This window comes from Caballeronia sp. PC1 (assembly GCF_021353155.1).
GTDB classification, from domain to species: Bacteria; Pseudomonadota; Gammaproteobacteria; order Burkholderiales; family Burkholderiaceae; genus Caballeronia; species Caballeronia cordobensis.
Map to the genome: position 1 here is coordinate 787,869 of NZ_JAJUBH010000003.1, position 24,373 is coordinate 812,241.

The window sequence follows — 24,373 nt, forward strand, 5'->3', positions numbered from 1 at the left end:
GGGCGCTATTCCATCGAGATGCGCAAGGCGGCCGCGCTGGCCCACGGGCATAGCCAGAGCGCGACGCACAGGGCCGCGGCGAGCAGCGAGAAATTCGCGCTGGACCAGGCGGCGCTCGCGGCGGGATCGGCCGCGCCGACGCCGAACACGAGCACCGGCACGTAGAGCGGCAGGATCAAAAGCGCGAGCACGACGTGGCCGCCGCGCACGCCGAGGGTGAGCGCCGCGCCCATCGAGCCGATCAGCGACAAGAGCGGCGTGCCGATCAGAAGCGATGCCATGAGCATGACGACGGTGCGTCCATCGAGCCCGTATTCGAGCGCGACGACCGGCGCGAGCACGACGAGCGCAAGGCCCGTCGTGATCCAGTGCGCGGCGATCTTGCCGAGCACGATGCCCGCGAGCGGCTGCGGCGACAGCAGCATCTGTTCGAGCGCGCCGCTGGCGAAATCGTTGCTGAAGAGCTGGCCCGCGGACAGGAGCGCCGCGAACAGCGCCGTGACCCACAGCACGCCCGGCGCGATCGCGTGCAGCAGCTTCGGATCGGGACCGATGCCGAGCGGAAACAGGCTCGACGCCAGCACGAAGAACAGCAGCACGGACAGCGTCACGGTGCGCGAGCGCCAGTTGAGGATCAGTTCGCGGCGGATCACCTGAAGCACGATCATGCCGCGCTCCGTTCGAGGTACAGATGCCGCGCGCGCGTGACATCGACCGCGAGCGGGCGATGCGTCGTCGCGACGAGCATGCCGCCTTCGCGCAGATGATCGTCGATGCAGGCGGCGAACCAGAGCGCGCCCGCGTCGTCGATGGCTTCGGTGGGTTCGTCGAGCAGCCAGAGCGGCTTCTTCGCGAGCACGAGGCGCGCGAGCGCGACGCGCCGTCTTTGCCCTTGCGACAAACGGTTCAGACGCGCGTTCATGAGCGGCAGCACGCCGGCGCGGTCGAGTACGTTGCGCTCATCGGCATGCGCGCCGTTCGCGCCGAGCCAAGCCGCAAAGCGGAGATTCTCCGCGACCGTCAGCTCGCCGTTGAAACCATCTGCATGGCCGAGCCAGGCGAGCTCGCGGCGAAAGCGCGCCGGATCGTCGCGCACGTTCGCGCCGCGCCACGACACGCTGCCCGCGGCGGGCGGCAGCAGGCCCGCGAGCGCGGCGATCAGCGAACTCTTGCCGCTGCCGTTCGCGCCGTGGATCTGGAGCGCCGCGCCGCCATCGACGCAAAAATCCACGCCGGCCACGATGGTGCGGCTGCCGCGCATCACGTCGAGTTGCCGGGCGCTCAGCATCGAGGTTTCCTCTCAGTCGATAGCGTCGTGGGGGCGTGGCTCACTTGCGCTTGGACTTCTCCATTTCCTCGGCTTTCACCATGTTCGGCAATTCATGCGCGATGCCCTTGTGGCAGTCGATGCACGTCTTCTCGCCCGTCTCCAGAAAGCGCTGATGCGCCTCCTGCGCGCGCGGACTCTGGCGCGTGAAATCCATGTACTGGAACGAATGGCAGTTGCGGCATTCGAGCGAATCGTTCGCCTTGAAGCGCGCCCATTCGTGCTCGGCCAGTTCGAGCCGCTTGTCGAGAAACTTTTCGCGCGTGTTCACCGTGCCGAAGACTTTCGCCCACACTTCCTTCGACGCCTGCATCTTGCGGGCGATCTTGTCCGTCCAGTTATGCGGCACGTGACAGTCCGAGCACTTCGCGTGCACGCCGGTGCGGTTGCTGAAGTGAATCGTGTTCTTCAGTTCGGCATAGGTGTTGTCGCGCATCTCGTGGCAGCCCGTGCAGAAGACTTCGGTGTTGGTGAGCTCCATCGCCGTGTTGAAGGCGCCCCAGAAGATCACGCCCGCGACGAAGCCGCCCAGCGTCAGAAAGCCGAGGCTGTAATACAGGCTCGGCCTTCGAATGGTGGTCCAGTAGCGCTTGATCAGTTCGCGCATGATGATTCTTTATTTCTTGGGTTGGCTCTTGGACGCCGGCTGCTTGATATCCTCGACGGCGACGAACGTATTGCCGATCAGCAACTTGGTATCCGCTTGCGGAACGTGACATTGCGTGCAGAAGTAGCGGCGCGGCGACAGATGTCCCGACACCATGCCGTCGCGATCGATGTAGTGCGACACCGCAACCGGCACCGCGCCGCTCTCTTCGGCGCGGCTGCGCGCGTGACAGGCGAGACAGCGGTTCGCGTTCTTGTCGAGCTGATAGTTGTCGATCTTGTGCGGGATCGTCGGCGGCTGCTGCGCGTAGTTGAGCCCGCGGATCACATCCTTGTTTTCGGTCGGCGCGATGAGCGGCGCCTTCGGCTCCTCGTTGAGCGGGGTCGTGCCGCGCAGCGAGTCGTGAAACGGCAGGTCCGGAACCGTGGGCTGCGCGATTGCGAGCGCGGCAAGCCCGGCGAGCGAGGCGATGACGAGGGCGAAGAACGTGCGCATGGCGTGCTCCTAGACCCTGACGATCTTGACCGCGCACTTCTTGAAGTCGGTCTGGAACGAGATCGGATCGGTGGCGTCGAGCGTCACTTTGTTGATGAGCTGGCTCGCATCGAACCACGGCACGAACACGAGCCCGCGCGGCGGCTTGTCGCGCCCGCGTGTCTCGATGCGCGTGCGCATCTCGCCGCGCCGCGAGATCACGCGCACTTCGACGCCGCGCCGGATGCCGAGCGCTTTCGCGTCGTCGGGATGCATGAAGCAGACGGCGTTCGGAAACGCGCGGTAAAGCTCGGGCACGCGCCGCGTCATCGATCCGGAATGCCAGTGTTCCAGCACGCGGCCGGTCGCGAGCCAGAACGGATACTCCTTGTCCGGCGACTCGGCGGGCGGCTCGTAAGGCAGCGCATAGATCACCGCGCGGCCATCCGGATTGCCGTAGAACTGCCAGCCGGTGCCCGCCTTCACGTAAGGATCGGAGCCTTCCTTGTAGCGCCTGAGCGTTTCCTTGCCGTTCACCACGGGCCAGCGCAGCCCGCGCGCCTTGTGATAGTCGTCGAACGGGGCGAGATCGTGGCCGTGTCCGCGGCCGAAGCTCGCGTACTCTTCGAACAATCCCTTCTGGATGTAGAAGCCGAACCCCTTGGCCTCGTCGTTGCGATACTTCGCGTCTTCCTGCGACGCCGGGAACTTGTCGACCTGGCCGTTGCGGTACAGCACGTCGTAGAGCGTCTTGCCCTTGTACTCCGGCTTCTTGGCGATAAGCTCGGCGGGCCACACCTCTTCGACCTTGAAGCGCTTCGAGAACTCGACGATCTGCCACAGGTCCGAACGCGCGTCGCCGGGCGCGCTCACGAGCTGGTGCCAGAACTGCGTGCGGCGCTCGGCGTTGCCATACGCGCCTTCCTTTTCGACCCACATCGCCGAGGGCAGGATCATGTCGGCCGCGACCGCCGTGACGGTCGGATACACATCCGACACGACGACGAAATTCGACTCCTTGCGATACCCCGGCAGCCCTTCGTTATTGATGTTCGCGCCGGCCTGCATGTTGTTGTTGACCATCACCCAGTAGGCGTTGAGCTTGCCGTCGTGCAGCATGCGGTTTTGCAGCACGGCGTGAAAGCCCGGCTTGTCGGGAATCGTGCCCGCCGGCAGCTTCCAGATGTGTTCCGCTTCCTCGCGATGCTTCGGGTTGGTCACGACCATGTCGGCGGGCAGGCGATGCGAGAACGTCCCCACTTCGCGCGCCGTGCCGCACGCGGAGGGTTGTCCGGTCAGCGAGAAGGGGCTGTTGCCCGGCGTCGAGATCTTGCCCGTCAGGAGGTGCAGGTTGTAGACCATGTTGTTGGCCCACGTGCCGCGCGTGTGCTGATTGAAGCCCATCGTCCAGAAAGACACGACTCTCGTCTTCGGGTCCGCGTACAACTCCGCCAACTGATCGAGCTTTGCCTTGGGCACGCCCGAGAGCTTCGTCACGTAGGCCGCGTCGTAGCGCGACACGAACTTCGCGAAATCGTCGAAAGTAATCGGCTGCGAGCCGTTCGGGTCGTTCGCGTTCTTCGCCGCCTTCTGCAGCGGATGATCGGGCCGCAGCCCATAACCGATATCCGTATTGCCCTTCTTGAACACCGTGTGCTTCTCGACGAAATCCTTGTTCACCTTGCCGTTCTTGATGATGTAGTTCGCGATGTAATTCATGATCGCGAGATCGGTCTGCGGCGTGAAGATAATGGTTTCGTCGGCGAGATCGAACGAGCGGTGCTCGAACGTGGAGAGCGTAACCACGCGCACGTTCGGGTCCGAGAGCCGCCGCCCCGTGACGCGCGTCCACAGCACCGGATGCATCTCGGCCATGTTCGAGCCCCACAGCACGAAGGCATCGGTTTCCTCGATGTCGTCGTAACAGCCCATCGGCTCGTCCATGCCGAAGGTGCGCATGAAGCCGGTCACGGCGGAGGCCATGCAGTGCCGCGCGTTCGGATCGATGTTGTTGCTGCGAAAGCCCGCCTTCATGAGCTTGACGCCGGCGTAGCCTTCCCACACCGTCCATTGCCCCGAGCCGAACATGCCGACGGCGGTCGGCCCTTTTTCCTTTAGCACGCGCTTGAACTGCTCGGCCATCACGTTGAACGCGGTGTCCCACGATACCGGCGCGAACTCGCCGTTCTTGTCGAACTTGCCGCCCTTCATGCGCATGAGCGGCGTGGTCAGGCGGTCCTGGCCGTACATGATCTTCGAGAGGAAATAGCCCTTCACGCAGTTCAGCCCGCGATTGACTTCCGCCTGCGGGTCCGCCTGCGTCGCGACGACGCGATTGGCCTTCACGCCGACGACCACGCCGCATCCCGTGCCGCAGAACCGGCAGGGCGCCTTCGACCAGGCGATGTCGTCGTTTTGCGCAACAGCTTCCATGCCGGGCAGCGTGATGCCCGCGGAGGCGGCCGCTGTCGCCGCGGCCGTCTGCTTAATGAACGCGCGACGAGTCAGTTTCATCGGCGATGTCCTCGTTCAACGAATCGGCATGCTCGTGATGCTGATAGACGAGCGCGGTGCTTACGACATCGGGAATCGCCTGAACCGCGTGCAATTGCTCCGCAACGTAGGACGAGCGGTTCCCTTCGAGCGTTAGGACGATCTTGCCGTCGGCGCTGGCGCCGTGCACCTGAGCGCCTGGCAGCGCGGCGAGCGCATGCATGACGTGCTGCAGTGCTTCTATACGCGCGTATACAACGACTCCGGCGATGTGAAACTCGCAAGACGTGTCCGTCTTGTCGCCGTAGCGGTCGTTGTTATCGACGGGCATAGGCTCCATTTAATTGAAATAGTCGCGACGCTCGTTAATGATGTGGCGGGCCGCCAATCAGCATTTGATAAAACCAGACCGCGAATCCGTAGCCAGCGATGATCATGACCGTGAGCACGGGAACCATGACGACGGTCAGAAACAAAAAGCTGCGCAACTCTTCGGACTTGCGTAGTTCGTCTTTTTCATCCATTGGGCGCATCGGATCTCGGGTTGGCATTGTGGGATGGCCAGCACGAAGGACGATTCATTGTTGGCAGATGGAATGCATCTTTTCAAGTCAAATATGGCGATGCTCGCGCCCATCCCGCGTAATGATTTATTGAACGCGTCGAGTATCGTTTCGTCTTTTGAAACAAATCCGAAGCGAATGAATGTCGCGTGTAATTCAGCGTTTCGTTTATTCCACTGCGCTTTAGGCGTGATCCGAAATTCCTTCGAGGCTTGCGTTTCTAGAATGCGTGCACCTTCACTACCGCGCACCACGACTCATGCCGACCAGACTCGAATTCGCCACACCCGAAGGACGCATCTCGCTGCCGATCGACGACGTCCAGTTCATGGCTTACGACGCCGGCGAACTCGCCATGCACTCGACGCGCGATTTCGTCGAGCGCATGCAATCGATGGGCCTCGGTGAACTCGCCGAAAGCTATGCGCGTTTCCAGGCGCAAAACGCGGTGTCGCTGATGGAGCTTCGCGAGGCGCGCGAAGACGCGGAGGCGCTACTCACGCGCAAGGAAGAATGCGATGTGATCGCAGACCGGCTGATGCCGCGGCTCGAAGCGCTGCGCGAAACGGTGGCGCAAACGCAGGCCGGCATGCGCGAGAACATGGAGCGGCTGGCGGCGCTTTCGGCCGCGTGTGACTATGCGTTGCATCAGATTCCCGGTTATCGGCCGCCGGTACGCAGCGCTTGCTGATCCGGGCAAAAAGATTCGCTTTGCTAATCAAGCAAGCGTCTGGTGTTGCAAGGCCTTCATGCCGAAGCGTTGCTGGATGAAATTCTCCAGCACGAGACGCAGATCCGTTTCGCGCGGCCGCGTGCCCCAGCGGCTGTTGCCCGCCACCGACGCCACCATGAACCACGAATGCGGTGGAAACAGTTCAACGCGTAAAAGTCCGCGCTCGGAAATTCTGAGGCGCCCCGTATCGATATGGAATTCGGCGCTCACCGCGCCCTCCGGCATATCGATGCTCACCGTGATTGCCTTCGCCTTCATTGTCTAGCTCTCTCCAGGTCGCATGAGTCGCAAGCAGGCACCGGGCGCGCGAGCCGCCCGGCGCCGCGCGAAAAGAGTCGTCGTCTCCGCGCGCATTACAAGCATAAGACGCGCATCCATCGTCGGACAATCCCGCTTGAGCGGGGAGCCATACGTAGGGCGCACGATTGTCAAATTCTGCAAGAACGCGTTAAACGCGCGGTCGATTCGGCAGAGATCGTTTCAAAGGCATACAGTAGCGGCGTTGCACATCGCCGCCAAAGTATCGGCGCGATCGGCAAGTCGCTTGCAACGCGCTGGGCAATGACAGTGAATGCATGTTCGCTGTCGCACACAAACCAATCATCTTGCATGTGTCATCAACCGCGCTTGTTCCTTTGGAGCAAGCGCTGGTCCTGTTCACAACGATTCGAATCAAAAAGAAAGGAAGCAAACCATGCTGAAAGCGTATTCCTATGCCGCATCGGCAGCCGACAAGGCGCTCGGTCCGCTCGAGATCCAGCGCCGCGATGTCGGCCCGAACGATGTGCGCATCGACATTCTGTTCTGCGGCGTGTGCCACTCCGACCTGCACATGGCGAGAAACGAATGGGGCGGCTCGAACTATCCGGTCGTGCCGGGCCATGAGATCGTCGGGCGCGTGGTCGAGGTCGGCGCGGACGTGACGAAGTTCAAGGCCGGCGATCTCGCGGGCGTCGGCTGCATGGTCGATTCGTGCCGCGTGTGCGCGTCCTGCCAGGAAGGACTCGAACAGTTCTGCGACGGTCCCGCGAGCTTCACGCAAACCTACAATTCACCGGACGCGAAGTCGGGCGGTTTCACGGCGGGCGGCTATTCGACGGCCATTGTCGTCGACGAGGCGTTCACGCTGCGCATTCCCGGCAATCTCGACCCGGCGGCGGTCGCGCCGTTGCTGTGCGCGGGCATCACGACGTATTCGCCGCTGCGTCACTGGAACGTGCAGAAAGGGCAGAAGGTCGGCATCGTCGGCCTGGGCGGACTCGGGCACATGGGCGTGAAGATCGCCGCCGCGATGGGCGCGCATGTCGTGCTCTTCACGACGTCGCCGGGCAAGATCGACGACGCCAAACGTCTCGGCGCGCATGAAGTCGTGATTTCGAAGGATGCGGACCAGATGGCGGCGCACGCCAATACTTTCGATTTCATTCTGAACACGGTGGCCGCGTCGCACGATCTCGATCAGTTCATGGCGCTGTTGAAGCGCGACGGCACCATGACGCTCGTCGGCGCGCCGGAGCATCCGCATCCGTCGCCTTCGGTGATGAACATGATCTTCAAGCGCCGCTCGCTGGCCGGCTCGCTCATCGGCGGGATTGCGGAAACGCAGGAGATGCTCGATTTCTGCGGCCAGCACGGCATCACGTCCGACATCGAGATGATCCGCATGGACGAAATCAACCACGCCTACGAGCGCATGTTGAAGAGCGACGTGAAGTACCGCTTCGTGATCGACATGGCGACGCTGGAAAGCTGAGCGTGAAATGCGCCGGTGGAGTCTTGCCGGCGCCTCAAACTCTGGGCAATTTCGCGGCGATGACGTAAAAATTCCTGAAACCGGATAGACAAAAACTCAGCAAAGCTTCTCGTTAGACTTTTTTACACTTTAGTTGATTGGTGGTTCTAAGCGCCTGAATACAATCGGGATTGTTAAAGATTGTGTACCAGTCGGGCCATGCATACAAAGAAAAAAACGATACTTTCCATATTCGGAACGCGACCGGAAGCCATCAAGATGGCGCCGCTCGTGAAGGCTCTGGAGGCGGAGCCGAACGTTCGCTCGGTAGTTTGCGTGACGGGCCAGCACCGTTCGATGCTGCAACAGGTCCTTGACCTGTTCGACATCAAGCCTCATTACGATCTCGCGGTGATGTCGGAGAACCAGAGCCTGAACGGGCTGGCGTCGCGGCTGATCGCGTCCATCGACGAGGCCATCGAAAAAGAGCAGCCTTGCCGCGTGCTCGTGCATGGCGACACGACCACGGCGACCTCCGCCGCGCTCGCCGCGTTTCATCGCCGCGTGCCGGTCGCCCACGTCGAAGCGGGCTTGCGCACCGGCGACATGCACAGCCCGTGGCCGGAGGAGATGAACCGGCGCGTCGTCGATGTCGTCAGCGATCTCATGTTCGTGCCGACGCCGCGCTCGCGAGACAACCTCGCGGAGGAAGGGGTGCACGGACGAACGTTCGTCACCGGCAACACGGTGATCGACGCGCTGCTCGCCGTGAAAAGGCGCATCGATTCGGACCACCTTTTGCGCGCATCGCTCGATGCGCGCTTGCCGTTTCTCGATCCGGCGAAAAAGCTCGTGCTCGTCACCGGGCATCGGCGCGAGAGCTTCGGCGAGGGACTGCGCAATATCTGCAGGGCGCTCGCGGAGATCGGCAAACGCCGTGACGTGCAGATCGTCTATCCGGTGCATCTGAATCCGAACGTGCAGGCGACGGTGGTCGGCGCGCTCGGCGATGCGCCGAACGTGTTCCTGACCGAGCCGCAGGACTACATGGGTTTCGTGCGGCTGCTGGAGCGCGCGACGCTCGTCCTGACCGATTCCGGCGGCGTGCAGGAAGAAGCGCCGGCGCTCGGCAAGCCCGTGCTCGTGATGCGCGACGTCACCGAGCGCCCCGAAGCCATCGACGCGGGCACGGCGCAACTCGTCGGCACGAATAGCGACGCGATCGTCTGCGCGGTGAATCTGCTGCTCGACGACGAAGACGCCTGCGCGTCGTTCTCCCGCAATGCCAACCCGTACGGCGACGGGCAGGCTTCGGCGCGCATCGTCGCGGCGCTCGCGGGCCGGCCGTTCGAGGAATTCAGGCCCGGCGTCCTGCGCGCGGCGAACGATACGCCGTGGGCCTGGCGCGAGGCGTTCGCATAAGCGTCTCATCCGTCCGCCGGGCGGACTGCATCGCGGCCCGCCGCCGCGAAGCGATATTCCGAGTCATCCAATTTGATCAACGACATCTTCGAGCGGCGCGGCCCGCGTGCCGTCCTCGCTTCATGCGCCGCGTGCGCTGTGCTGCTCTTCGGCTCGCCGGCCGCGGTCTTCGGCGCGTCGGCCGCGGATAGCGGCATCCCCGGCGCGTTCGCCCGGCTCGGGCTCGACACGCAGGAATCGCGCACGGTGACGCTGCGCCAGCTCGGGCTGCTCGAAAGCGTCACGCTCAACGCGCCCGATACGCGCCGCGAATTCTTCCTGCCCGTGCCCGCGGGCGTGCCGATCAGCGATGCCACGCTGCAGTTCGACGGCGGCTATGTGCGCGGCGACGGCGGCCGCGAGACGATGCTGCTTTCCCTCGACGGCTCGCCGGTGCTCGCGCGCGCGTTCACGCAGGACGCGGGCGGCGTCTCGGCGAATCTCGGCGTGGACGGCGCGCCGCGCCCGAACGGCTTCGTGCGGCTCGGCCTCGGCTTCGCCTCGGTCGTGAGCCAGACGGAGTGCGCGGATCAGACGGCGATCGGCAACGTGTTGCGCGTCGATCCGACCACGCGCCTCACGTTCCGCTTCAATCCCGCCGACGTGCGCGACCTGCGCACCGCGTGGAGCGCGTTGCCGTATGCGCCGGTGCTGGCGGTCTCCGGCGGCAAGCTTTCGGCGGGCGCATTCGACACCGCCTGGCGCATCGATGCGCTGCTGCAGCGCGACGGCAAGCGGCCCGTGATGCAGGCGCTGCCGGCGGTCGGCGAGACGGCGGACCTCACGGGCGTGGACGTGCCCGTACCGCTGCGCGCCATTCCGGCGTTCGCGGCGCTGGCTGCCGGCGGCCAGCACGCGATCGCCGACGACGCTGAGCTCGGCGCGCTCTTGGCGCTCGCGCCGCGCGCGGCGTTCGGCCCGGACGTGATCGTCGCGGACGATACGATGCGGCGGCGCATCGATGGCGCGCTCGACGCGCTGCGCGCGCAAATCGCGAACGCGGCCAACGACGCGCTGCCCGCGTTCGACGCGTGGCGCAAGCGCAGCGCGGCGCAACTGACCGAGCCGCTCGCGGCGGGCGAGACGCGCGTCGCGCATGTCGGCGGGCGCGCGCTGATCGTGGTCGGCGATGCGCGCGGCATCGGCGCGCTCGCGCAGGGCTTTCGGCCCATCGACGTGTCGAACCGCGTGATCGTGCATCGCATCGACCTGGCGCAGCCGGCGCGCGGCGACACCATCGCGCTGGCCGATCTCGGCGGCGATCCGCGCAGCATCGACGTGCAGACCGCCGCGTCGTGGGGCGCGCGCTTCGATCTCGCGGCGGCCTCGGGCAACGGCCGGCTGCCGGAGCAGGTCGTGCTCGATCTCGCGGCGTCGCCGACACTCTCCAACGGCGGCGCGACCGCCACGGTGTATTTCAACGACGTGATGATCGGCGCGAAGCTCATCAATGTCGACGGCGCGCGCCAGCGTCTCGTCGCGCCGATTCCGCGCTACGCGCTCGCGCGCACGAACGACTTGCGCGTGACCTTCCGCCGCCAGGCCGATGCGGGCTGTCAGGCGCGTCAGACGTATCCGGTCGCCGTGCTGCCGTCGAGCCATTTGCGTCTCGGCACCGCGACGCCCGACGACACCTTCGCGGGCATGGCGGCGCGCTATGCGTCGTCGGCGACGGTGTACGTGCCGCGCGCCTATCTCGACGACGCGCTGAACGCCGTCCCGCGCCTCGCCGTGCTGACGGGCGCGACGGGCATCGCGCCGGTCTCGGCGAAATTCGCGGTGACAGGCGCGCAGGACACGGCGCAGCCCGACGGCCCGTTCCTCGCCGCCGACGTCAAGCTCGCCGACGAGAAGAACCCTGCCGCCTATTCGGCCGAGCGCCTCGTGCTGACCGCACCGTCCGGCGATACGCTGCTCGACATGTCGGGGCTCTCGCGCGTCGCGGTCGTGAGCGTGGCGAGCGCGGGCGGGCAGAGCGGCGTCGTGTACCGGTCGGCGGGGGCGGCGCCCGTGCTGACCGACAAGCTGCAGCTTTCGCGCGGCAACATCGCCGTCGTCGGCGAAAGCGGCGTGCTGCGCCAGTTCGATACCGCCGATCCGCAAGCGCTGACCGACGAACCCGCGACGAGCACCGACTGGGTCACGCGGCACTGGGCGCGCTGGGGCATTCCGGCGGTGCTCGTCGTGCTGCTGCTCGCGCTGATCGCGCTCGCGGGACACGCGCGCCGGCGACATCGCAAGGCGCGCGAAGGCGGCGAGGATCGCGGGTGATGCCGGAAGCACTCAGATGGTACGGCGAGATTCTGCTTGCCCAGTACTATCAGGGACTGGAATACGTGGCCGCGACGGTCGCGGCCATCATCCTGCTTTCGAGCCTGGACGATCTGTTCATCGACATCTGGTACTGGACGCGCAAGTGCTGGCGGCGCATGACGGTGGAGCGCCGTTACGCGCCGCTCACCGTCGAGCAGCTTTATGCGCGCGACGAGCAGCCCATCGCGATCATGGTGCCCGCGTGGCGCGAGGACGACGTGATCGCCGCGATGATCGAAGACCTCGTGCGCGTGCTCGACTATCGCGCGTACACGGTGTTCGTCGGCACATATCAGAACGATGCCGCGACGATTCGCGAAGTGGAGCGCATGCGGCATCGCTACAAGCATCTGCATCGCGTGGAAGTGCCGCACGACGGGCCGACCTGCAAGGCCGACTGCCTCAACTGGCTCGTGCAGGCGATCCTGCATTACGAGTTCGAAGCCGGCATCGAATTCGCGGGCATCGTGATGCACGACAGCGAAGACGTGCTGCACCCCGTCGAACTCAAGTTCTTCAACTATCTCCTGCCGCGCAAGGACATGATCCAGTTGCCGGTGGCGTCACTCGAACGGCACTGGTTCGAGCTTGTCGCGGGCACGTACATGGACGAGTTCGCGGAATGGCACGCGAAGGATCTCGTCGTGCGCGAGAGTCTCGCGGGCGCGGTGCCGTCGGCGGGCGTGGGCACGTGCTTCTCGCGCCGCGCGATTCTCGCGCTCGTCGACGAGACGCAGCAGCAGCCGTTCAACACCGAAAGTCTCACGGAAGATTACGACATCGGCACGCGCATCACGAGGCTCGGCATGCAGTCGATCTTTCCGCTCTTTCCCGTCGAGTTCACGACGCGCCGCAAGGGCTGGTTCGGCCTCGGACCCGAGCGCGAGATTCGCATGACGATGCCGCTTTGCGTGCGCGAATTTTTCCCCGATACCTTTCGCACCGCCTACCGGCAGCGCGCGCGCTGGACGCTCGGCATCGGCCTGCAGGGCTGGGCGCTGACCGGCTGGAGCGGATCGCTGGCGAATCGCTATCTCTTGATGCGCGACCGCAAGGGCGTCGTGACGGCGTTCGTCGGCATGCTCGCGTATCTGCTCGCCGTGCAGTTCATGCTGTTCGCGACGGCGTCGTATTTCGGACTCGCGAAGGACTTCTTTCCGTCGCCGTTCATCGATTCGGCATGGCTTCAGGCGCTGCTCGTCGCGAACTCGGTTGCGCTCGTGCTGCGCGTCACGCAGCGCATCGTCTTTACCACGCGGCTCTACGGCTGGGAGCACGGCGTGTTGTCGGTGCCGCGCATGGTGATCGGCAACGTCATCAATTTCATGGCGGTGGCGCGCGCGTGGCGGCTTTTCATCGTGCATGTGACGACGGGGCGGCGGCTCGCGTGGGACAAGACGATGCACGATTTCCCGAGCAACGACGGCCTGCGCGACACGCGGCAGGAACTCGGCGACCTGCTCGTTTCGTGGCAGGCGATCGATCCGGAGCGGCTCGAAGAAGCGCGCCGCACCGATCACGCACGCGAAGCGCCGATCGGCCGCGTGCTCATCACGCGCGGCTGGCTCGACGAGGAAACGCTCGCGGAGGCCATCGCGTTTCAGGCCGATTTGCCGCGCGGACGCTTCGACGCGGCGCGCATGGATGCGACGAGCGTCGCGACGCCCGACACGCTCGTGCGGCTGCGCGCGCTGCCGCAGGGCGTCGATGCGAACGGCCACGCCGTGTTCATCTGCGCGAGCCTGCTCGACGATGCATCGCTCGCCGAACTGGGCGAGGCGTCGGGCCGCGCGGTCGCGCTGCATATCGTGCGCGAGAGCGAGATCGCGGCGGGGCTGCGCATGCTGCGCGCGGCCGGCATGGCGGTCTTCACGAGCGATGCGGGAGACGATGAATCGCCCTCGCTCGACGATGCCGACGCCGCGCGCGGCGTGCCGCTGCTCGGCGACATCATGATCGAGATGGGACTCGTCACGCGCGGCGCGTTCGAGGCGGCGTTGCGCCACTATCGGCCGGAGCGGCATGGGCGCATCGGCGATTACATGGTGGCGGAGCGGATCATCACGCCCGGCGCGCTGACCGCCGCGATCGCCGAGCAGCGCCTCCGCTATCTCGCGCGAGCGGGAATCAGATGACGCCGCGCCATGCCGCCGCCGCGGCGCTGTGCCTGTGCGCGACCCTCGCCGCGCGCGCCGACGAAACCTTGCCGCTGCCGTTGAGCGGCCCGGCGTATCGCGTCGCGCGCGAGGCGTTCGCGGCCTACGACGCGCACCGTTATGCCGATGCCATCGCCGGCGCGCGCGAAGCGATCCGCCAGCGACCCGACGTGGCCGATCTGCGTCTGCTGCTCGCCAATTCGCTCGCGGCGCGCGGCAGTCTGAAGGACGCGAGCCGCGCGCTTGCCGACGCCATCGCGCAACTCGGTCCGCTGCCGGCGCTGACCGCGCGGCGCAGGCAGATCGACGTGCTGATCGCCTCGGGCGGCGCGGGCGGCGGCGTGCCCAGCGATGTGCCCGAGCCCGCGCTTTCGGCCGCGCGCGCCGCGTATCGCGCGTACGCGAACAAGGATTACGCGGCGGCGGCCGCCGAGAGCCGCGAAGCGGTGCGCCTCGCTCCGCAGGCCGCGCGCTTGCGCATGCTGCTGATCGACTCGCTCGCCGCATCCGGCGACGATGCCGCCGCGTACGACGCCGTCATCGACGCGCAGCAGCGTTTCGGCGACAGCGAGGGCTTGCGCGAGCGCAGGCGCTTCATCGGCGACCGGCTCGCGCCCGCGGAATCGAAAGCGGCGTATGCGGCGCGCGCGCGCGGCGACATGGACGCGGCGCAGCGGTTCGCGAGCCGGGCGGTCGCGTATGCGCCGGAACGCGCCGATTTCCGCATGCAGTGGATCGAGATCCTGTTCGCGCGCGGCGATCTCGCGGGCGTCGAAAACGCGACGCGCGATGCCGGCGACGCGCTCACGCGGGCGCTGCACGGCTATGCGCGCGCGGCGCGCGGCGCCGATCCGGATGCCGATTTCGCCCGCGCGCTCGACCTTGCGCAGCCGGCCCGCGATGGGCGCGTAGCGCGCACGATCGTCGCGGACGTGCGGCTCGCACAAGGCAATCCGCAAGCCGCGCTCGATGTGCTGCCGCGTGTCGATACGCCCACGCCCGACGATACCGGCGCCGCCGTCATCCTGCGGCGTCATCGCGCGGAAAAGATGTTGCGCATGGGCGCGGCGCAAGCGGCGCAGATTGATCCGCAAGCGCGGCCGACGTTCGAATGCCGTGAAGACCGGTTCGGCGCATCGTGCGATGTCTACGCGCACGATCCCGCGCTGGCCGCGACCCGCGAAGCGCGGCTTGCCGAGCGGCGCGGCGATCGCACGGCGGCAATCGGCTACTGGCGCACGGCGGTGGCCGAAGCGCCCGACGATCCGCAACCGCGCATCGCGCTGATCGATGCGCTCGCCGCGACGGGTCGCACGCGCGAGGCGTCGAACGAGGCGCGCGCGCTTATCGACGCGAATCTGCTCGATTCGATGACCGACACGCACGCGGCGTTCATCGCGCGCCGCGCCGGCGACAATGCGCTCGCGCTCGATTACTTCGCGCGCGCCGAACGCGGCGGCACGCTACCCGCATCCGCCCAGGCCGACGCCGGCTATGCCGCGCTGAGTCTGCATCGCAACGACGAGGGCGCGCGCTATCTGGAACACGCGATCGATCACGACGACGCCACGCTGACGCCGCAAGCCCTGAGCGATGCGCGCGCGGCCCACGCCGAAGCGACGCGCAACTGGGGTTTCAGCGCGACGGTGAACTATCGCGGCAACGGTGCGCAGCAAGGTTTCGCGTTCGCGCCGACGCCTGGCCTGTCGAACAACTGGCAGGCGGGCGTTGAGGCGTACTGGCGTCCGTTCGGCAGTCTCGGCGACCGCATGTTCGAGGTCTACGCGCGCGGCTACGAGAACTTCGGCGTGGCGGGCGGCGGGCCGTCGGGCGTATCGACCTTGCAGGCGGCGATCGGCGCGCGCGTGAAGCCGTTCGCCTCGGCGAATGCGATTTTCGCCATCGAACGAATCGTGCCGATCGGCTCGGACGTGCGCTCGGACTGGCTCGCCCGCGCCGCGTATTCCAACGGTTTCGGCGACGCGCGCCGCCTCGACGTGCCGGACTGGTGGACCGGCACGGTCTACGGCGAAGCGGGTCATTACATCGTGAACGATTCGACCTACGCGACGGCGAACGCGCGTCTGGGCCGCACCTGGCGCGTCGATGCGCTGAGCCCGCGGCTGACGGTGTTTCCGCACGCCGTCATCGGTATGGACTACGATTCGGCGGTCGATCACAGCGTGCCGCTCGGCATCGGCGCGGGCGTGGCGGCGCGCTGGTGGTTTCGCGGCGGCCCGTACGACGCGCCGCGCTCGTTCATCGATGTGTCGGTGCAGTACCGCTTTCGTCTCGCTGGCGACGAGCGCGCGCGAGGCGTGTTTTTCGGCGCGGTATTCTCGTACTGATGATGCGTTCGCTCCTTTCCTCGTTTCTTGTCGTTCTCGTGTGCGCGTGCGGCGTCGTCCATGCGCAGACGCCGCGCATGCGTCTTGTCGATGGCATCGTCTGGCAGCCCGACAACGCGCACGCCGATCCGCGCGGCGACTGGGACAAACTCGGCGCGCATGAACTGATCGTGCAATGGACCGCGGTGGACGGCATCTCGTTCGTGCCGGGCGCGGGATTGCGCGCCGCGCCGCGCATGCCGGACTGGGAGCGCATCGGGCAGGAGCCGTGGGCGCGCAACGTGATCGTCGGACTGGCGGGCCGTTTCGACGAAGCCGCCGCGCGCGCAAATGCGGCGCAGTTGTTCATCGAATCGATGCGGCTTGCAGAGATTCGTCCACCGGTGCACGTGACGGGCTACTACTTTCCCGTCGAGATCGATCCGACGTGGCAGAACGCGAGCGCGCTGCGCACCCTGCTCGATGCGTTACCGCGGCCCTTGTGGATCAGCGTGTACGACCGCGCGAACGTCGGCGGTGCGGCGCTCGCGCAATGGCTCGATCAATGGCTGCCAGGCGACGTCGGCGTGCTGCTGCAGGACGGATGCGGCGTGTATGCGCGCGAGCCTCGCGTCGCGCGCGAGTACGCGGACCAGCTTGCCGCGAAGCTCGGGCACTCGCGCGTGAGGATCATCGCCGAGGCATTCCGGCCGCAAGTGGGCGGCGGCTTTCGCTCAGCGACGGTGGATGAACTGAAGCCGCAGATCGACGCGTATCGCGGTTACAAGACCTATCTCTTCGATGGGCCGCATTACGTGTCGCCGGAACTGGTGCAGGGTTTGGTGGACGCTTACCGCCGTCCGGCCGCGCCGCGTTGAACGAAGCATCGACGCGGCGCGCCCCGCCGCTTATTTCGATGCCGTTTCCACCGCGCGCCCCGCGTCGCCCGGCAACACCGAGGTCAGCACACTCGCCGGCACATGCCGCGCGTCTTCCTTCGATACCGCCCCGACGAACTTCCATCCCGACGGCAACTTGACGAACGTGAAGCCGGTCGGCTGATCGACGAACACCGAGTACGGCGCGGGCGATGCGGCTGCGGCCGTCTGCGCGAACGACACCAGCGGGGTCGCCAGCAACAGCGCGGCGGCAATAGCTGAAATAGCTTTTTTCATGAACGAATCTCCTGTTTGCTCGCCGCACAATGCCGGACAGGACTTATCCGATATTTATGTAGCGATCGATATACATATTGGAACATCGGCCCGGGACAACGTCCAGTCTTTTTGTTACGATCGACACATAATTCTGAATTGCAGTGCGCGCATCAATCGCCGGCGCGCGCGAGGAGCGAGACATGTCGTCGGAACTGGAGAGCACGCAGCACAAGGGTCGCGGCCGGCCGCGCGCGTTCGATCGCGAGGCGGCATTGCGAAACGCGATGGAACTGTTTTGGACCAAAGGTTTCGACAACTGCTCGATGGCCGATCTCGTCGACGCGATGGGCATCAACTCGCCCAGCCTCTACGCCGCGTTCGGCAGCAAGGAAGCGTTGTATCGCGAGGCGATCGGGCTTTATGTGGACGCGGAGGGCGGCGCGGCGCTCCGGCAGCTGCAGGCGCACGAATCCGTGCGCGACGGCTTGCGCGCGATGTTGCGCGCGAGCACCGAGCTCTTCACGCGTGCGCCGAATCCGCGCGGCTGCATGATCTTTCTCGGCGCGATGTCCGTCGGCGCCGAGCATGCGCAACTGCGCGCCGAGATGCAGAAGCACCGGCGCAAGGTGGCGACGATCGTCGCAGCGCGGCTCTCGCGCGCGATCGAAAACGGCGAACTCGACGCCCGCGCCGACGCGCCCGCGCTCGCCGCGCTGTGCATGACGCTGTTCGCGGGGCTATCGATTCAGGCGCAGGACGGCGTGCGCAAGGCGACACTCTTCGCGGCAATCGATCAGTTCATCGAAACGCTGCCTGTGCGCAATAAGCGCTGAGACGCCACGTGCATGCATCGTTCACTGCAACGATCGCGGCGCACGCTCACGATGATGAAACAAACTGTCGTCGCGCTTGCCGGCACATGGAATGCCGGAACAAAATCCGTCGGCCGGAACGTGTAATCGCGGCACGCGGCATCACGGAGCATTGCCATGACCACTCACGTCATCAGTTTTTTCGCGGACGACAGCGCGCGCGCGTCGTTCGACAATCATCGCCGCTATTGCGCGCGCCATGCCTATCCGCACGAATATGTCGATGCCAGCGCAATAGGCTGGCCGCATCTGCGCATGTTGCTGAAGTATCAAGTGCTGTTGCGCGCGCTGCGCGAGCGCGCCGAGGGCGATCTCGTGTTGCTGCTGACACAGGACAGCATGCTGTTGCGCGACATTCCCTGCGAAACCTTCATGCGCGACGCGAGCCGCGACTGGATCGTCGCGTTCACTTACGTGGGCGAATCCGTCGAAGTGATGGCGGCGTTCCAGCTCTGGCGCAACACGGCCGCCGCGCGCGAGCAGGTGGAGCGCCTCTGCCGCGGCGCGAAGTTCGGCGGCGCGCTCGCGAGCGAATCCGAATTGCTGCGGGCGCTCGATCCGCCGCACTTCAACGTGACGATCGAAGGCTACGTGCCCGTCGTGCCCGCCGCGCTGCATGTCTCCCCGATCTGGGCCGACTGGCCGGCATTCGCCCTCACGCTCGAAGATTTGCCCGACGCGCCGCGCAATCAGCCGGTATTCACGCATCTGCGCGATCTGTTCGCGGAGCACATCAACGCGTGCCAGTCGAAAGGGCTGCCGTATCTCACGCTGCCGCCGCCGGACGTGGGCACAAACGCCGCGAGCCATGAAGCGCTGAATCGTCACGCGCCCATTGCGTTCGCGATGCTCTACACGCCGAACATCCGCGAATACGGCGCCATCGCCGAGCGCAACTTGCGCCGCTATTGCGAGCGGCACGGCTACGCCCTGTACCTCTATCGCGACGTGCCGCCGGAAGCGGGGGGCGCGAGCGGAAACTGGGTGAAGCCGTGGGTCCTTTGCCGTCATCTGCACGAGCACGACTGGGTGTTCTGGATCGATGCCGACGTCCTCGTCATGGATCAGGGCAAGCCGCTCGAATCGCTGCTGGAAGGCCGCGACCGCGTGATCGCGATGGACGTGAGCTGGCGTTTCAACTCGGGCATCATGGGCTTTCGCAACACGCAGCAAAACCGCGACTTGCTGGCTGAAATCGAGGCGGGCATCGGCGCGATCGCGGACAAATCATCGACGTATGCGAGCGGCGGCGATCAGGACGTGTTCATCAAGGTGCTGGAGAAGCACGGCCTGGCTGAAGAGCGCGATCTTTTCGACTGCACCACGATCAACACGCCGTATCAGTTGCAAAGCGCCGACAGCTTCATGGTGCACTACATGCATATCTGGCCGTCGTTGCGCGCGCTCGCCATGCATCACGGCGACCTGACGAGCCAGACGCGCGGGGCGCGGCGTCCCTGAGCGCTCGGTATCCTTGACTTTCCATTCGTTTACGCGCGAGCATGAGCCATCGCGCGGGCTGTCGCGCGGCCGTCGTCTTTGTACGTAGTCCCTACTTACACATCATTCCGATGGTGACGCGCCCGTCCACACCACGGCAGCAAATCCGCCTTTGCACGGCGAGCGACGGCGTGCGCATCGCGTATGCGACTTGCGGCTCGGGGCCGCCGCTCATCAAGGCGGCGAACTGGCTGAGCCATCTGGAGCTGGATTTCTCGAGCCCGGTGTGGAGCCACTTGATGCTCGAACTGTCCAGCCGGTACACGCTCGTTCGCTACGATCAGCGCGGCTGCGGGCTCTCCGATCACGACGTCGGCGATATTTCCTTCGATGCCTGGCTGCGCGATCTCGAAACTGTCGTCGATGCGAGCGGTCTCGAACGCTTTCCGCTGCTCGGGATTTCGCAGGGCGCATCGATCGCGGTCGCCTACGCGGTGGCGCATCCGGAGCGCGTCACGCATCTCGTGCTGCATGGCGGCTACGCGCGCGGGCGGCTCAAGCGCACGTGCGATCCCGCGCTGCACGAGGAAGCCGAAATGCTCGTGAAACTCGCCGAACTCGGCTGGGGCAAGCAGAATCCGGCGTTCCGGCAGTTTTTCACGACGCAGTTCATCCCCGGCGGGACGCCCGAGCAGCATCACTGGTTCAACGAACTGGAGCGCCTGACCACGACGCCGCGCAACGCCGCGCGCATCATGCGCGTGTTCAACAATATCGACGTGGTCGATCTGCTGCCGCAGGTGCAATGCCCGGCGCTGGTGCTGCACGCAAGCGGCGACGCGCGCGTGCCGTTCGACGAAAGCCGCCTGATCGCCGGGCAGATCGCGGGGGCGCGCTTCGTGCCGCTCGAAAGCGAGAACCATCTCACGCTCGAAAGCGAACCCGCATGGCAGCGCTGGCGCGAGGAAGTGCGCGGGTTTCTGCCGTCGGCGGCGCATCTGACCGATCCCGCGTTTTCCGCGCTGACGCGGCGCGAGCGCGACATCGTCGAATTGCTGGCGGGCGGCCGCGACAACGCGCAGATCGCCGCGCGCCTCGCGCTGAGCGAGAAGACCGTGCGCAATCACATCACGAGCATCTTCGCGAAGCTCGAAGTCGAAAACCGCTCGCAGGCCATCGTGCTTGCGCGCCGCGCGGGTTTCGACGCGCCCGCCGTCTGAAGCACTTCGTCGGTTGCACCGTCTGAGTTCGCTTCGACGGCTTCGGGACATGCGTCCCCCTTCCTGGCCGCCAAAAGCAAGGATTCCCGATCACGACCGGGACATACGCCTCATGTGCGCTCGCGCGTCTGTCCCGAGAATGCATCGCAGAACGGAGACGCGACGCCTGACCCCCGACTTTCACGCCGACCTGTTCGACGAGGCGCGCCTCACCATGGCGCCCATTCTGATCGCAGTCATCGACGCAAAGTCAGCACGGAGTTCGCACATGCAAGCCGTTCAGCACGAGTCCACCCGAATCAGCCCGAAACAACGTTATGCGAAGTGCATCGAAGTGTCCCGGCGCATCCGCTGGGATATCGATCGCGATGTGTTGCGCGGCCGGTACTTCGATCCCGCCCACAAGTTCATGCCGGACGGGCTTTCGCAGGTGAACCGCCTGCCGTTTCTCGATGCGCGCGAGCGCCGCCTGATGTCGCAGGTTCAGGGCCGCACGTACGCCAACATGTTCGGCATGATCGAGCGGTTCGTCGGCGCGAAGATGCTGGAGGTCGGCCGCGATCACGCGCTCGGCGACCAGACCGCGCTCGAAGCGATCGTCCGTTTCACCGACGAGGAACTGAAGCATCAGGAGCTATTCCGCCGCGTCGAGGCGCTTGCGGCGCTCGCGCTGCCGCCCGGCTACCGCTTCATTCCGCAGGCGGATGAAGTCGCCGCCTTCGTGCTCGGCAAATCCACCTGGTCGATTCTCGCGCTGACCTGCTGCGTCGAGATCGTCACGCAGGTGCATTACCGGCAGAGCATGGAAAGCGACAGCAGCCTCTCGCCGCTCTTCAAGGACATCTTCCTGTTTCACTGGAAGGAAGAGTCGCAGCACGCGATCATCGACGAACTGGAGTGGATGCGCGAGGACGCGAAACTCGACGACGCCGCGCGCGACACGGCGGTCGGCGACCTGATCGATCTCGTCGCGGCCATCGACGGCATGATGCAGGCGCAGGCCGCCGCCGATGCGCATTACTTCGTCACGATGCTCGACCGCGCGCTGTCGGACGACGAAGAAGCGCGCGTGCACGCGCTGCTGGTCGACGCGTACCGCTGGCAGTACATCATCTCGGGCGTCGACGAGCCGCGGTTCGGCGAAATCCTCTCGAGCGTGATCAACGAGCGGCAGGGTGAACGGCTCGGCGCGGCGCTCGCGCCCATGCGCCGCCTCGCGCTCGAAAGCGAGCCCGATGCCGTTGCCTGATTGAGTTTTTTGCGATGCCCAAAAGGCCGGACGGAGGCGTCCGGCCTTCTTCGTTTTCGAAGGCGATTCGTAAAAAACACGCAAGAAACACGCTTTGCTGCTCTGCAAAACGCTGAATTGCCATGGAAATCTAGTCGTTACTGGCGTACTGATCCGGAATTTTTTCGTGCAAGATGTGTGTCACAGGCTGTCGCCGTTCGCTGTCCCAAACTGATAAATAGATTGGACCACCATGCTCGCCGAACCGTTGCCGCATACATCCGACATCGAAAAATTCGCCGACGATCACGAGCGTTTCGCGCGCCATACGCCATCCGAAATCTCGATCGTGCTGCGCAGTCTCGTGCAGCGCCGCGACATGCTCACCGTGACGAGCGGGCAAGGGCAGATCGTGACGCAACTGCTGGAAATCGACGTGCGCGAGGCGCGCATCGTGTTCGACTGGGGCGGCGTCGAGTCGGACAATCGCGCGTTGCTCGAAGCCCGGCAGTTGTACTTCAAGGGCGCGCCGGATGGCGTGCGCGTCGAATTCACGACGCAGGCCGCGCACGCCGTGACGCACGAGGGGCGGCAGGCGTTCGAGGTTTCCTTTCCCGAGAAGCTCTATCAGTTCCAGCGGCGCGAGTATTTCCGCGTGCCCGCGCCGGTGCTCGACCCGTTCTATGCGAAAGGCGCTTTCGCGGACGGCGAACCGTTCCGCTACGGAGTGCATGATGTGTCGCTCGGCGGCATCGCGCTGCGCATGGAGTCGCCGCGTCTCGCCGAAACCGAACTCGGCACCCTGTTCAGCGATGTCGTCCTGCATTTCGGTCCGGGCGCGGCGTTTCCCGTCGATCTCGAACTCGTGTCGCCGCGCACCGTGAACACGCCGCGCGGCGATGTCCGCTATGTCGTCGGGTTTCGCTTCGTGCGTCTTTCAGGCGCGGCGGAAAACGTGCTGCAACGGCTCATCACGCGCATGGAGGCGAAGCGCCGCAGCCTGTCGGCCTGAGTTGGCCCGAGTCGGTGTGCGGGCGCGAGGCATGCGTGGAGTAGAATGCGTGCCTCCTTCCACTGCATCGCACCTCATGTTTCGCAAGGCCTGGCGCGGAGAAGAACGCTTCTGGAAAGTCTGGTGGCTGTTGGGCGTGCCCATCCATCTCGCATGGTGGTTCGTCTATCTCGACCTCTGGACGAGCGGCGTCGTTCCCGAGACCTTTCTGCTCATCACCGTCTGGTTCTGGCCCGGCATGCTGGGCGTGTTCGCCCTCTGCTCGGCGGTCTATCTGCTGTGGTGCATGCTGGCGTGGCGATGTTCGGCCAACGTCGACCGGCGCGTCTGGACGATCGTCGCGCGCGTGCTGATCGGCGTCGGGCTCGGCTCGTTCGTCACCGAATGCGCGCTGATTCTCGCGGCCCCGTTCGCCTGATTGTTCGTCGTCGCGCGGCTTAAGCGTGCACAATGTCCCGGCTTGCCGGGCGAAAACAACGCAGCCAACGACACACGGACGACGGGACGACGACGCGCATGCTCAACGAATTCGCCAAGACGGTACTCGTGATCGTTGCCGGGCTGTTTCCGATCATCAATCCGCCGGCGACGGCGCTCGTCGTGCTGAGCATGCTGCCGCATCTGAGCGACGCTGAGCGCACGGAGCTGGCGCGGCGCATTTCCATCAACAGTTTCGCGATATTGCTGGCGTCGCTGTCCATCGGCGCGTATGTGCTGACTTTTTTCGGCATCTCGATTCCGGTGCTGCGCGTGGCGGGTGGCATCGTCGTCGCGATGGCGGGCTGGAGCCTGCTCCAGAAGCCCGATGACGACGACGCCGCCGAATCTGCGCCGAAGCCGCGCACCGGCGCGACGCTGCGCGCGAAGGCGTTCTATCCGCTGACGCTGCCGATCACCGTCGGGCCGGGCGCGATCGCGGTGGCCATCGCGCTCGGCACGGGCACGCCGCGTCACGGGCTGCAGCCGGTGCATCTCGCGGGCGTGAGCGTGGGCCTTGTGCTGCTGTGCGTGAGCATCTACGCGTGCGTGCGCTTCGCCGGGCATCTCGAACGGCTGCTCGGCACCGTGGGCACGCAAGTGGCGATGCGCCTCTTCGCGTTCGTCATCTTCTGTATCGGCGTGCAGATTCTGTGGCTCGGGCTGTCGGAACTGCTCGCTTCCGTGAAACTCGACATCCGGTAGAAACCCCAAGCGACGCCCCCGGATGGCGTCGTTACCATTTTTCGCGATTTTCCTGGTATCGCTACCATCGAGGAGA

General features: G+C 65.5%; 23 protein-coding genes. 14 read left to right on the forward strand and 9 right to left on the reverse strand.

Annotated features, from left to right (window positions below; genetic code table 11):
* Window positions 1-5 precede the first annotated feature (5 nt).
* The 7 genes from ccmB to napE are packed head-to-tail and all read right to left on the reverse strand — an operon-like array spanning window position 6 to window position 5,425.
* Complete coding sequence (gene ccmB / locus LY284_RS28300; protein WP_014252799.1) at window positions 6-668, reverse strand: heme exporter protein CcmB; 663 nt, start codon at window positions 666-668, stop codon at window positions 6-8.
* Complete coding sequence (gene ccmA, locus LY284_RS28305; RefSeq protein WP_233389514.1) at window positions 665-1,288, reverse strand: cytochrome c biogenesis heme-transporting ATPase CcmA; 624 nt, start codon at window positions 1,286-1,288, stop codon at window positions 665-667. Before ccmA ends, ccmB begins: the two co-directional genes overlap by 4 nt.
* 40 nt (window positions 1,289-1,328) lie before the next feature.
* On the reverse strand, window positions 1,329-1,934 hold the full coding sequence (locus tag LY284_RS28310; RefSeq protein WP_014252797.1) for a NapC/NirT family cytochrome c: 606 nt from the start codon (window positions 1,932-1,934) through the stop codon (window positions 1,329-1,331).
* 9 nt (window positions 1,935-1,943) lie between these two features.
* A complete protein-coding gene (locus LY284_RS28315) occupies window positions 1,944-2,429 on the reverse strand; it encodes a nitrate reductase cytochrome c-type subunit (RefSeq protein WP_045461673.1) in 486 nt (161 codons plus the stop codon).
* A gap of 9 nt (window positions 2,430-2,438) precedes the next feature.
* Window positions 2,439-4,922, reverse strand: coding sequence for a periplasmic nitrate reductase subunit alpha (gene napA, locus LY284_RS28320; RefSeq protein WP_233389517.1), 2,484 nt, complete (start codon window positions 4,920-4,922; stop codon window positions 2,439-2,441).
* Window positions 4,894-5,232, reverse strand: coding sequence for a chaperone NapD (locus LY284_RS28325; RefSeq protein ID WP_045461668.1), 339 nt, complete (start codon window positions 5,230-5,232; stop codon window positions 4,894-4,896). The genes napA and LY284_RS28325 overlap by 29 nt, the downstream gene beginning before the upstream one ends.
* Window positions 5,233-5,266: 34 nt before the next feature.
* Complete coding sequence (gene napE, locus LY284_RS28330; RefSeq protein WP_053571672.1) at window positions 5,267-5,425, reverse strand: periplasmic nitrate reductase, NapE protein; 159 nt, start codon at window positions 5,423-5,425, stop codon at window positions 5,267-5,269.
* 298 nt (window positions 5,426-5,723) lie between these two features.
* Between napE and LY284_RS28335 the strand changes: the two genes are divergently transcribed.
* Entirely contained in the window at window positions 5,724-6,155 is a 432-nt protein-coding gene (locus tag LY284_RS28335; RefSeq protein WP_233389519.1) for a hypothetical protein, read from the forward strand.
* A gap of 27 nt (window positions 6,156-6,182) precedes the next feature.
* Here LY284_RS28335 and LY284_RS28340 read toward each other — a convergent pair whose 3' ends face one another.
* On the reverse strand, window positions 6,183-6,455 hold the full coding sequence (locus LY284_RS28340) for a hypothetical protein (protein WP_045461657.1): 273 nt from the start codon (window positions 6,453-6,455) through the stop codon (window positions 6,183-6,185).
* A 436-nt stretch (window positions 6,456-6,891) separates the two neighbouring features.
* On the opposite strand from LY284_RS28340, the gene LY284_RS28345 reads away from it, so the two are divergent.
* The 6 genes from LY284_RS28345 (at window position 6,892) to LY284_RS28370 (ending at window position 17,064) form a co-directional block, all read left to right on the forward strand.
* On the forward strand, window positions 6,892-7,950 hold the full coding sequence (locus LY284_RS28345; protein ID WP_233389521.1) for an NAD(P)-dependent alcohol dehydrogenase: 1,059 nt from the start codon (window positions 6,892-6,894) through the stop codon (window positions 7,948-7,950).
* Between the two features lie 198 nt (window positions 7,951-8,148).
* Window positions 8,149-9,351: a non-hydrolyzing UDP-N-acetylglucosamine 2-epimerase gene (gene wecB / locus LY284_RS28350; protein WP_233389523.1), complete on the forward strand. Its 1,203-nt coding sequence runs from the start codon at window positions 8,149-8,151 to the stop codon at window positions 9,349-9,351.
* A gap of 72 nt (window positions 9,352-9,423) precedes the next feature.
* The gene (locus tag LY284_RS28355) at window positions 9,424-11,661 is read left to right on the forward strand and encodes a cellulose biosynthesis cyclic di-GMP-binding regulatory protein BcsB (RefSeq protein ID WP_233389525.1); all 2,238 of its coding nucleotides are present in this window, start codon (window positions 9,424-9,426) and stop codon (window positions 11,659-11,661) included.
* Window positions 11,661-13,838 carry a glycosyl transferase family protein gene (locus tag LY284_RS28360; protein WP_233389527.1) on the forward strand — a complete coding sequence of 726 codons (2,178 nt, stop codon included), beginning with the start codon at window positions 11,661-11,663 and terminating at the stop codon, window positions 13,836-13,838. The genes LY284_RS28355 and LY284_RS28360 overlap by 1 nt, the downstream gene beginning before the upstream one ends.
* Window positions 13,835-16,207, forward strand: coding sequence for a bacteriophage N4 adsorption protein A (locus tag LY284_RS28365; protein WP_233389529.1), 2,373 nt, complete (start codon window positions 13,835-13,837; stop codon window positions 16,205-16,207). The genes LY284_RS28360 and LY284_RS28365 overlap by 4 nt, the downstream gene beginning before the upstream one ends.
* The gene (locus tag LY284_RS28370; protein ID WP_233389532.1) at window positions 16,207-17,064 is read left to right on the forward strand and encodes a hypothetical protein; all 858 of its coding nucleotides are present in this window, start codon (window positions 16,207-16,209) and stop codon (window positions 17,062-17,064) included. Before LY284_RS28365 ends, LY284_RS28370 begins: the two co-directional genes overlap by 1 nt.
* Window positions 17,065-17,094: 30 nt before the next feature.
* Here the strand turns inward: LY284_RS28370 and LY284_RS28375 are convergent, their stop codons facing one another.
* Complete coding sequence (locus LY284_RS28375; RefSeq protein WP_233389534.1) at window positions 17,095-17,361, reverse strand: hypothetical protein; 267 nt, start codon at window positions 17,359-17,361, stop codon at window positions 17,095-17,097.
* A gap of 182 nt (window positions 17,362-17,543) precedes the next feature.
* Here LY284_RS28375 and LY284_RS28380 point away from each other — a divergent pair, with 182 nt between their 5' ends.
* The 7 genes from LY284_RS28380 (at window position 17,544) to LY284_RS28415 (ending at window position 24,297) form a co-directional block, all read left to right on the forward strand.
* Window positions 17,544-18,176, forward strand: a complete 633-nt coding sequence (locus tag LY284_RS28380) for a TetR/AcrR family transcriptional regulator (protein ID WP_233389536.1) — start codon at window positions 17,544-17,546, stop codon at window positions 18,174-18,176.
* Window positions 18,177-18,332: 156 nt separating this feature from the next.
* Window positions 18,333-19,676: a hypothetical protein gene (locus LY284_RS28385; protein ID WP_233389538.1), complete on the forward strand. Its 1,344-nt coding sequence runs from the start codon at window positions 18,333-18,335 to the stop codon at window positions 19,674-19,676.
* 110 nt (window positions 19,677-19,786) lie between these two features.
* Window positions 19,787-20,875 (forward strand): alpha/beta fold hydrolase, encoded by a 1,089-nt coding sequence (locus LY284_RS38975; protein ID WP_375294315.1) that lies wholly within the window; start codon window positions 19,787-19,789, stop codon window positions 20,873-20,875.
* A gap of 268 nt (window positions 20,876-21,143) precedes the next feature.
* Window positions 21,144-22,124, forward strand: coding sequence for a hypothetical protein (locus tag LY284_RS28400; RefSeq protein WP_233389540.1), 981 nt, complete (start codon window positions 21,144-21,146; stop codon window positions 22,122-22,124).
* 232 nt (window positions 22,125-22,356) lie between these two features.
* Window positions 22,357-23,115: a flagellar brake protein gene (locus LY284_RS28405; protein WP_233389542.1), complete on the forward strand. Its 759-nt coding sequence runs from the start codon at window positions 22,357-22,359 to the stop codon at window positions 23,113-23,115.
* Between the two features lie 49 nt (window positions 23,116-23,164).
* Complete coding sequence (locus LY284_RS28410) at window positions 23,165-23,533, forward strand: hypothetical protein (protein WP_231927976.1); 369 nt, start codon at window positions 23,165-23,167, stop codon at window positions 23,531-23,533.
* Between the two features lie 98 nt (window positions 23,534-23,631).
* Window positions 23,632-24,297 carry a MarC family protein gene (locus tag LY284_RS28415; protein WP_053571661.1) on the forward strand — a complete coding sequence of 222 codons (666 nt, stop codon included), beginning with the start codon at window positions 23,632-23,634 and terminating at the stop codon, window positions 24,295-24,297.
* Window positions 24,298-24,373: the final 76 nt, after the last annotated feature.

What these genes read in the sequence shown, in the direction of transcription:
- LY284_RS28340 (WP_045461657.1), bottom strand. Translation starts at nt 6,455, where the DNA reads ATGAAGGCGAAGGCAATCACGGTGAGCATCGATATGCCGGAGGGCGCG.
- LY284_RS28335 (WP_233389519.1), top strand. Translation starts at nt 5,724, where the DNA reads ATGCCGACCAGACTCGAATTCGCCACACCCGAAGGACGCATCTCGCTG.
- LY284_RS28405 (WP_233389542.1), top strand. Translation starts at nt 22,357, where the DNA reads ATGCTCGCCGAACCGTTGCCGCATACATCCGACATCGAAAAATTCGCC.
- LY284_RS28370 (WP_233389532.1), top strand. Translation starts at nt 16,207, where the DNA reads ATGATGCGTTCGCTCCTTTCCTCGTTTCTTGTCGTTCTCGTGTGCGCG.
- LY284_RS28360 (WP_233389527.1), top strand. Translation starts at nt 11,661, where the DNA reads ATGCCGGAAGCACTCAGATGGTACGGCGAGATTCTGCTTGCCCAGTAC.
- LY284_RS28385 (WP_233389538.1), top strand. Translation starts at nt 18,333, where the DNA reads ATGACCACTCACGTCATCAGTTTTTTCGCGGACGACAGCGCGCGCGCG.
- LY284_RS28380 (WP_233389536.1), top strand. Translation starts at nt 17,544, where the DNA reads ATGTCGTCGGAACTGGAGAGCACGCAGCACAAGGGTCGCGGCCGGCCG.
- ccmB (WP_014252799.1), bottom strand. Translation starts at nt 668, where the DNA reads ATGATCGTGCTTCAGGTGATCCGCCGCGAACTGATCCTCAACTGGCGC.
- LY284_RS28365 (WP_233389529.1), top strand. Translation starts at nt 13,835, where the DNA reads ATGACGCCGCGCCATGCCGCCGCCGCGGCGCTGTGCCTGTGCGCGACC.
- LY284_RS28315 (WP_045461673.1), bottom strand. Translation starts at nt 2,429, where the DNA reads ATGCGCACGTTCTTCGCCCTCGTCATCGCCTCGCTCGCCGGGCTTGCC.
- ccmA (WP_233389514.1), bottom strand. Translation starts at nt 1,288, where the DNA reads ATGCTGAGCGCCCGGCAACTCGACGTGATGCGCGGCAGCCGCACCATC.
- LY284_RS28345 (WP_233389521.1), top strand. Translation starts at nt 6,892, where the DNA reads ATGCTGAAAGCGTATTCCTATGCCGCATCGGCAGCCGACAAGGCGCTC.
- wecB (WP_233389523.1), top strand. Translation starts at nt 8,149, where the DNA reads ATGCATACAAAGAAAAAAACGATACTTTCCATATTCGGAACGCGACCG.
- napA (WP_233389517.1), bottom strand. Translation starts at nt 4,922, where the DNA reads ATGAAACTGACTCGTCGCGCGTTCATTAAGCAGACGGCCGCGGCGACA.
- LY284_RS28375 (WP_233389534.1), bottom strand. Translation starts at nt 17,361, where the DNA reads ATGAAAAAAGCTATTTCAGCTATTGCCGCCGCGCTGTTGCTGGCGACC.
- LY284_RS38975 (WP_375294315.1), top strand. Translation starts at nt 19,787, where the DNA reads ATGGTGACGCGCCCGTCCACACCACGGCAGCAAATCCGCCTTTGCACG.
- LY284_RS28415 (WP_053571661.1), top strand. Translation starts at nt 23,632, where the DNA reads ATGCTCAACGAATTCGCCAAGACGGTACTCGTGATCGTTGCCGGGCTG.
- LY284_RS28400 (WP_233389540.1), top strand. Translation starts at nt 21,144, where the DNA reads ATGCAAGCCGTTCAGCACGAGTCCACCCGAATCAGCCCGAAACAACGT.
- LY284_RS28325 (WP_045461668.1), bottom strand. Translation starts at nt 5,232, where the DNA reads ATGCCCGTCGATAACAACGACCGCTACGGCGACAAGACGGACACGTCT.
- napE (WP_053571672.1), bottom strand. Translation starts at nt 5,425, where the DNA reads ATGGATGAAAAAGACGAACTACGCAAGTCCGAAGAGTTGCGCAGCTTT.
- LY284_RS28310 (WP_014252797.1), bottom strand. Translation starts at nt 1,934, where the DNA reads ATGCGCGAACTGATCAAGCGCTACTGGACCACCATTCGAAGGCCGAGC.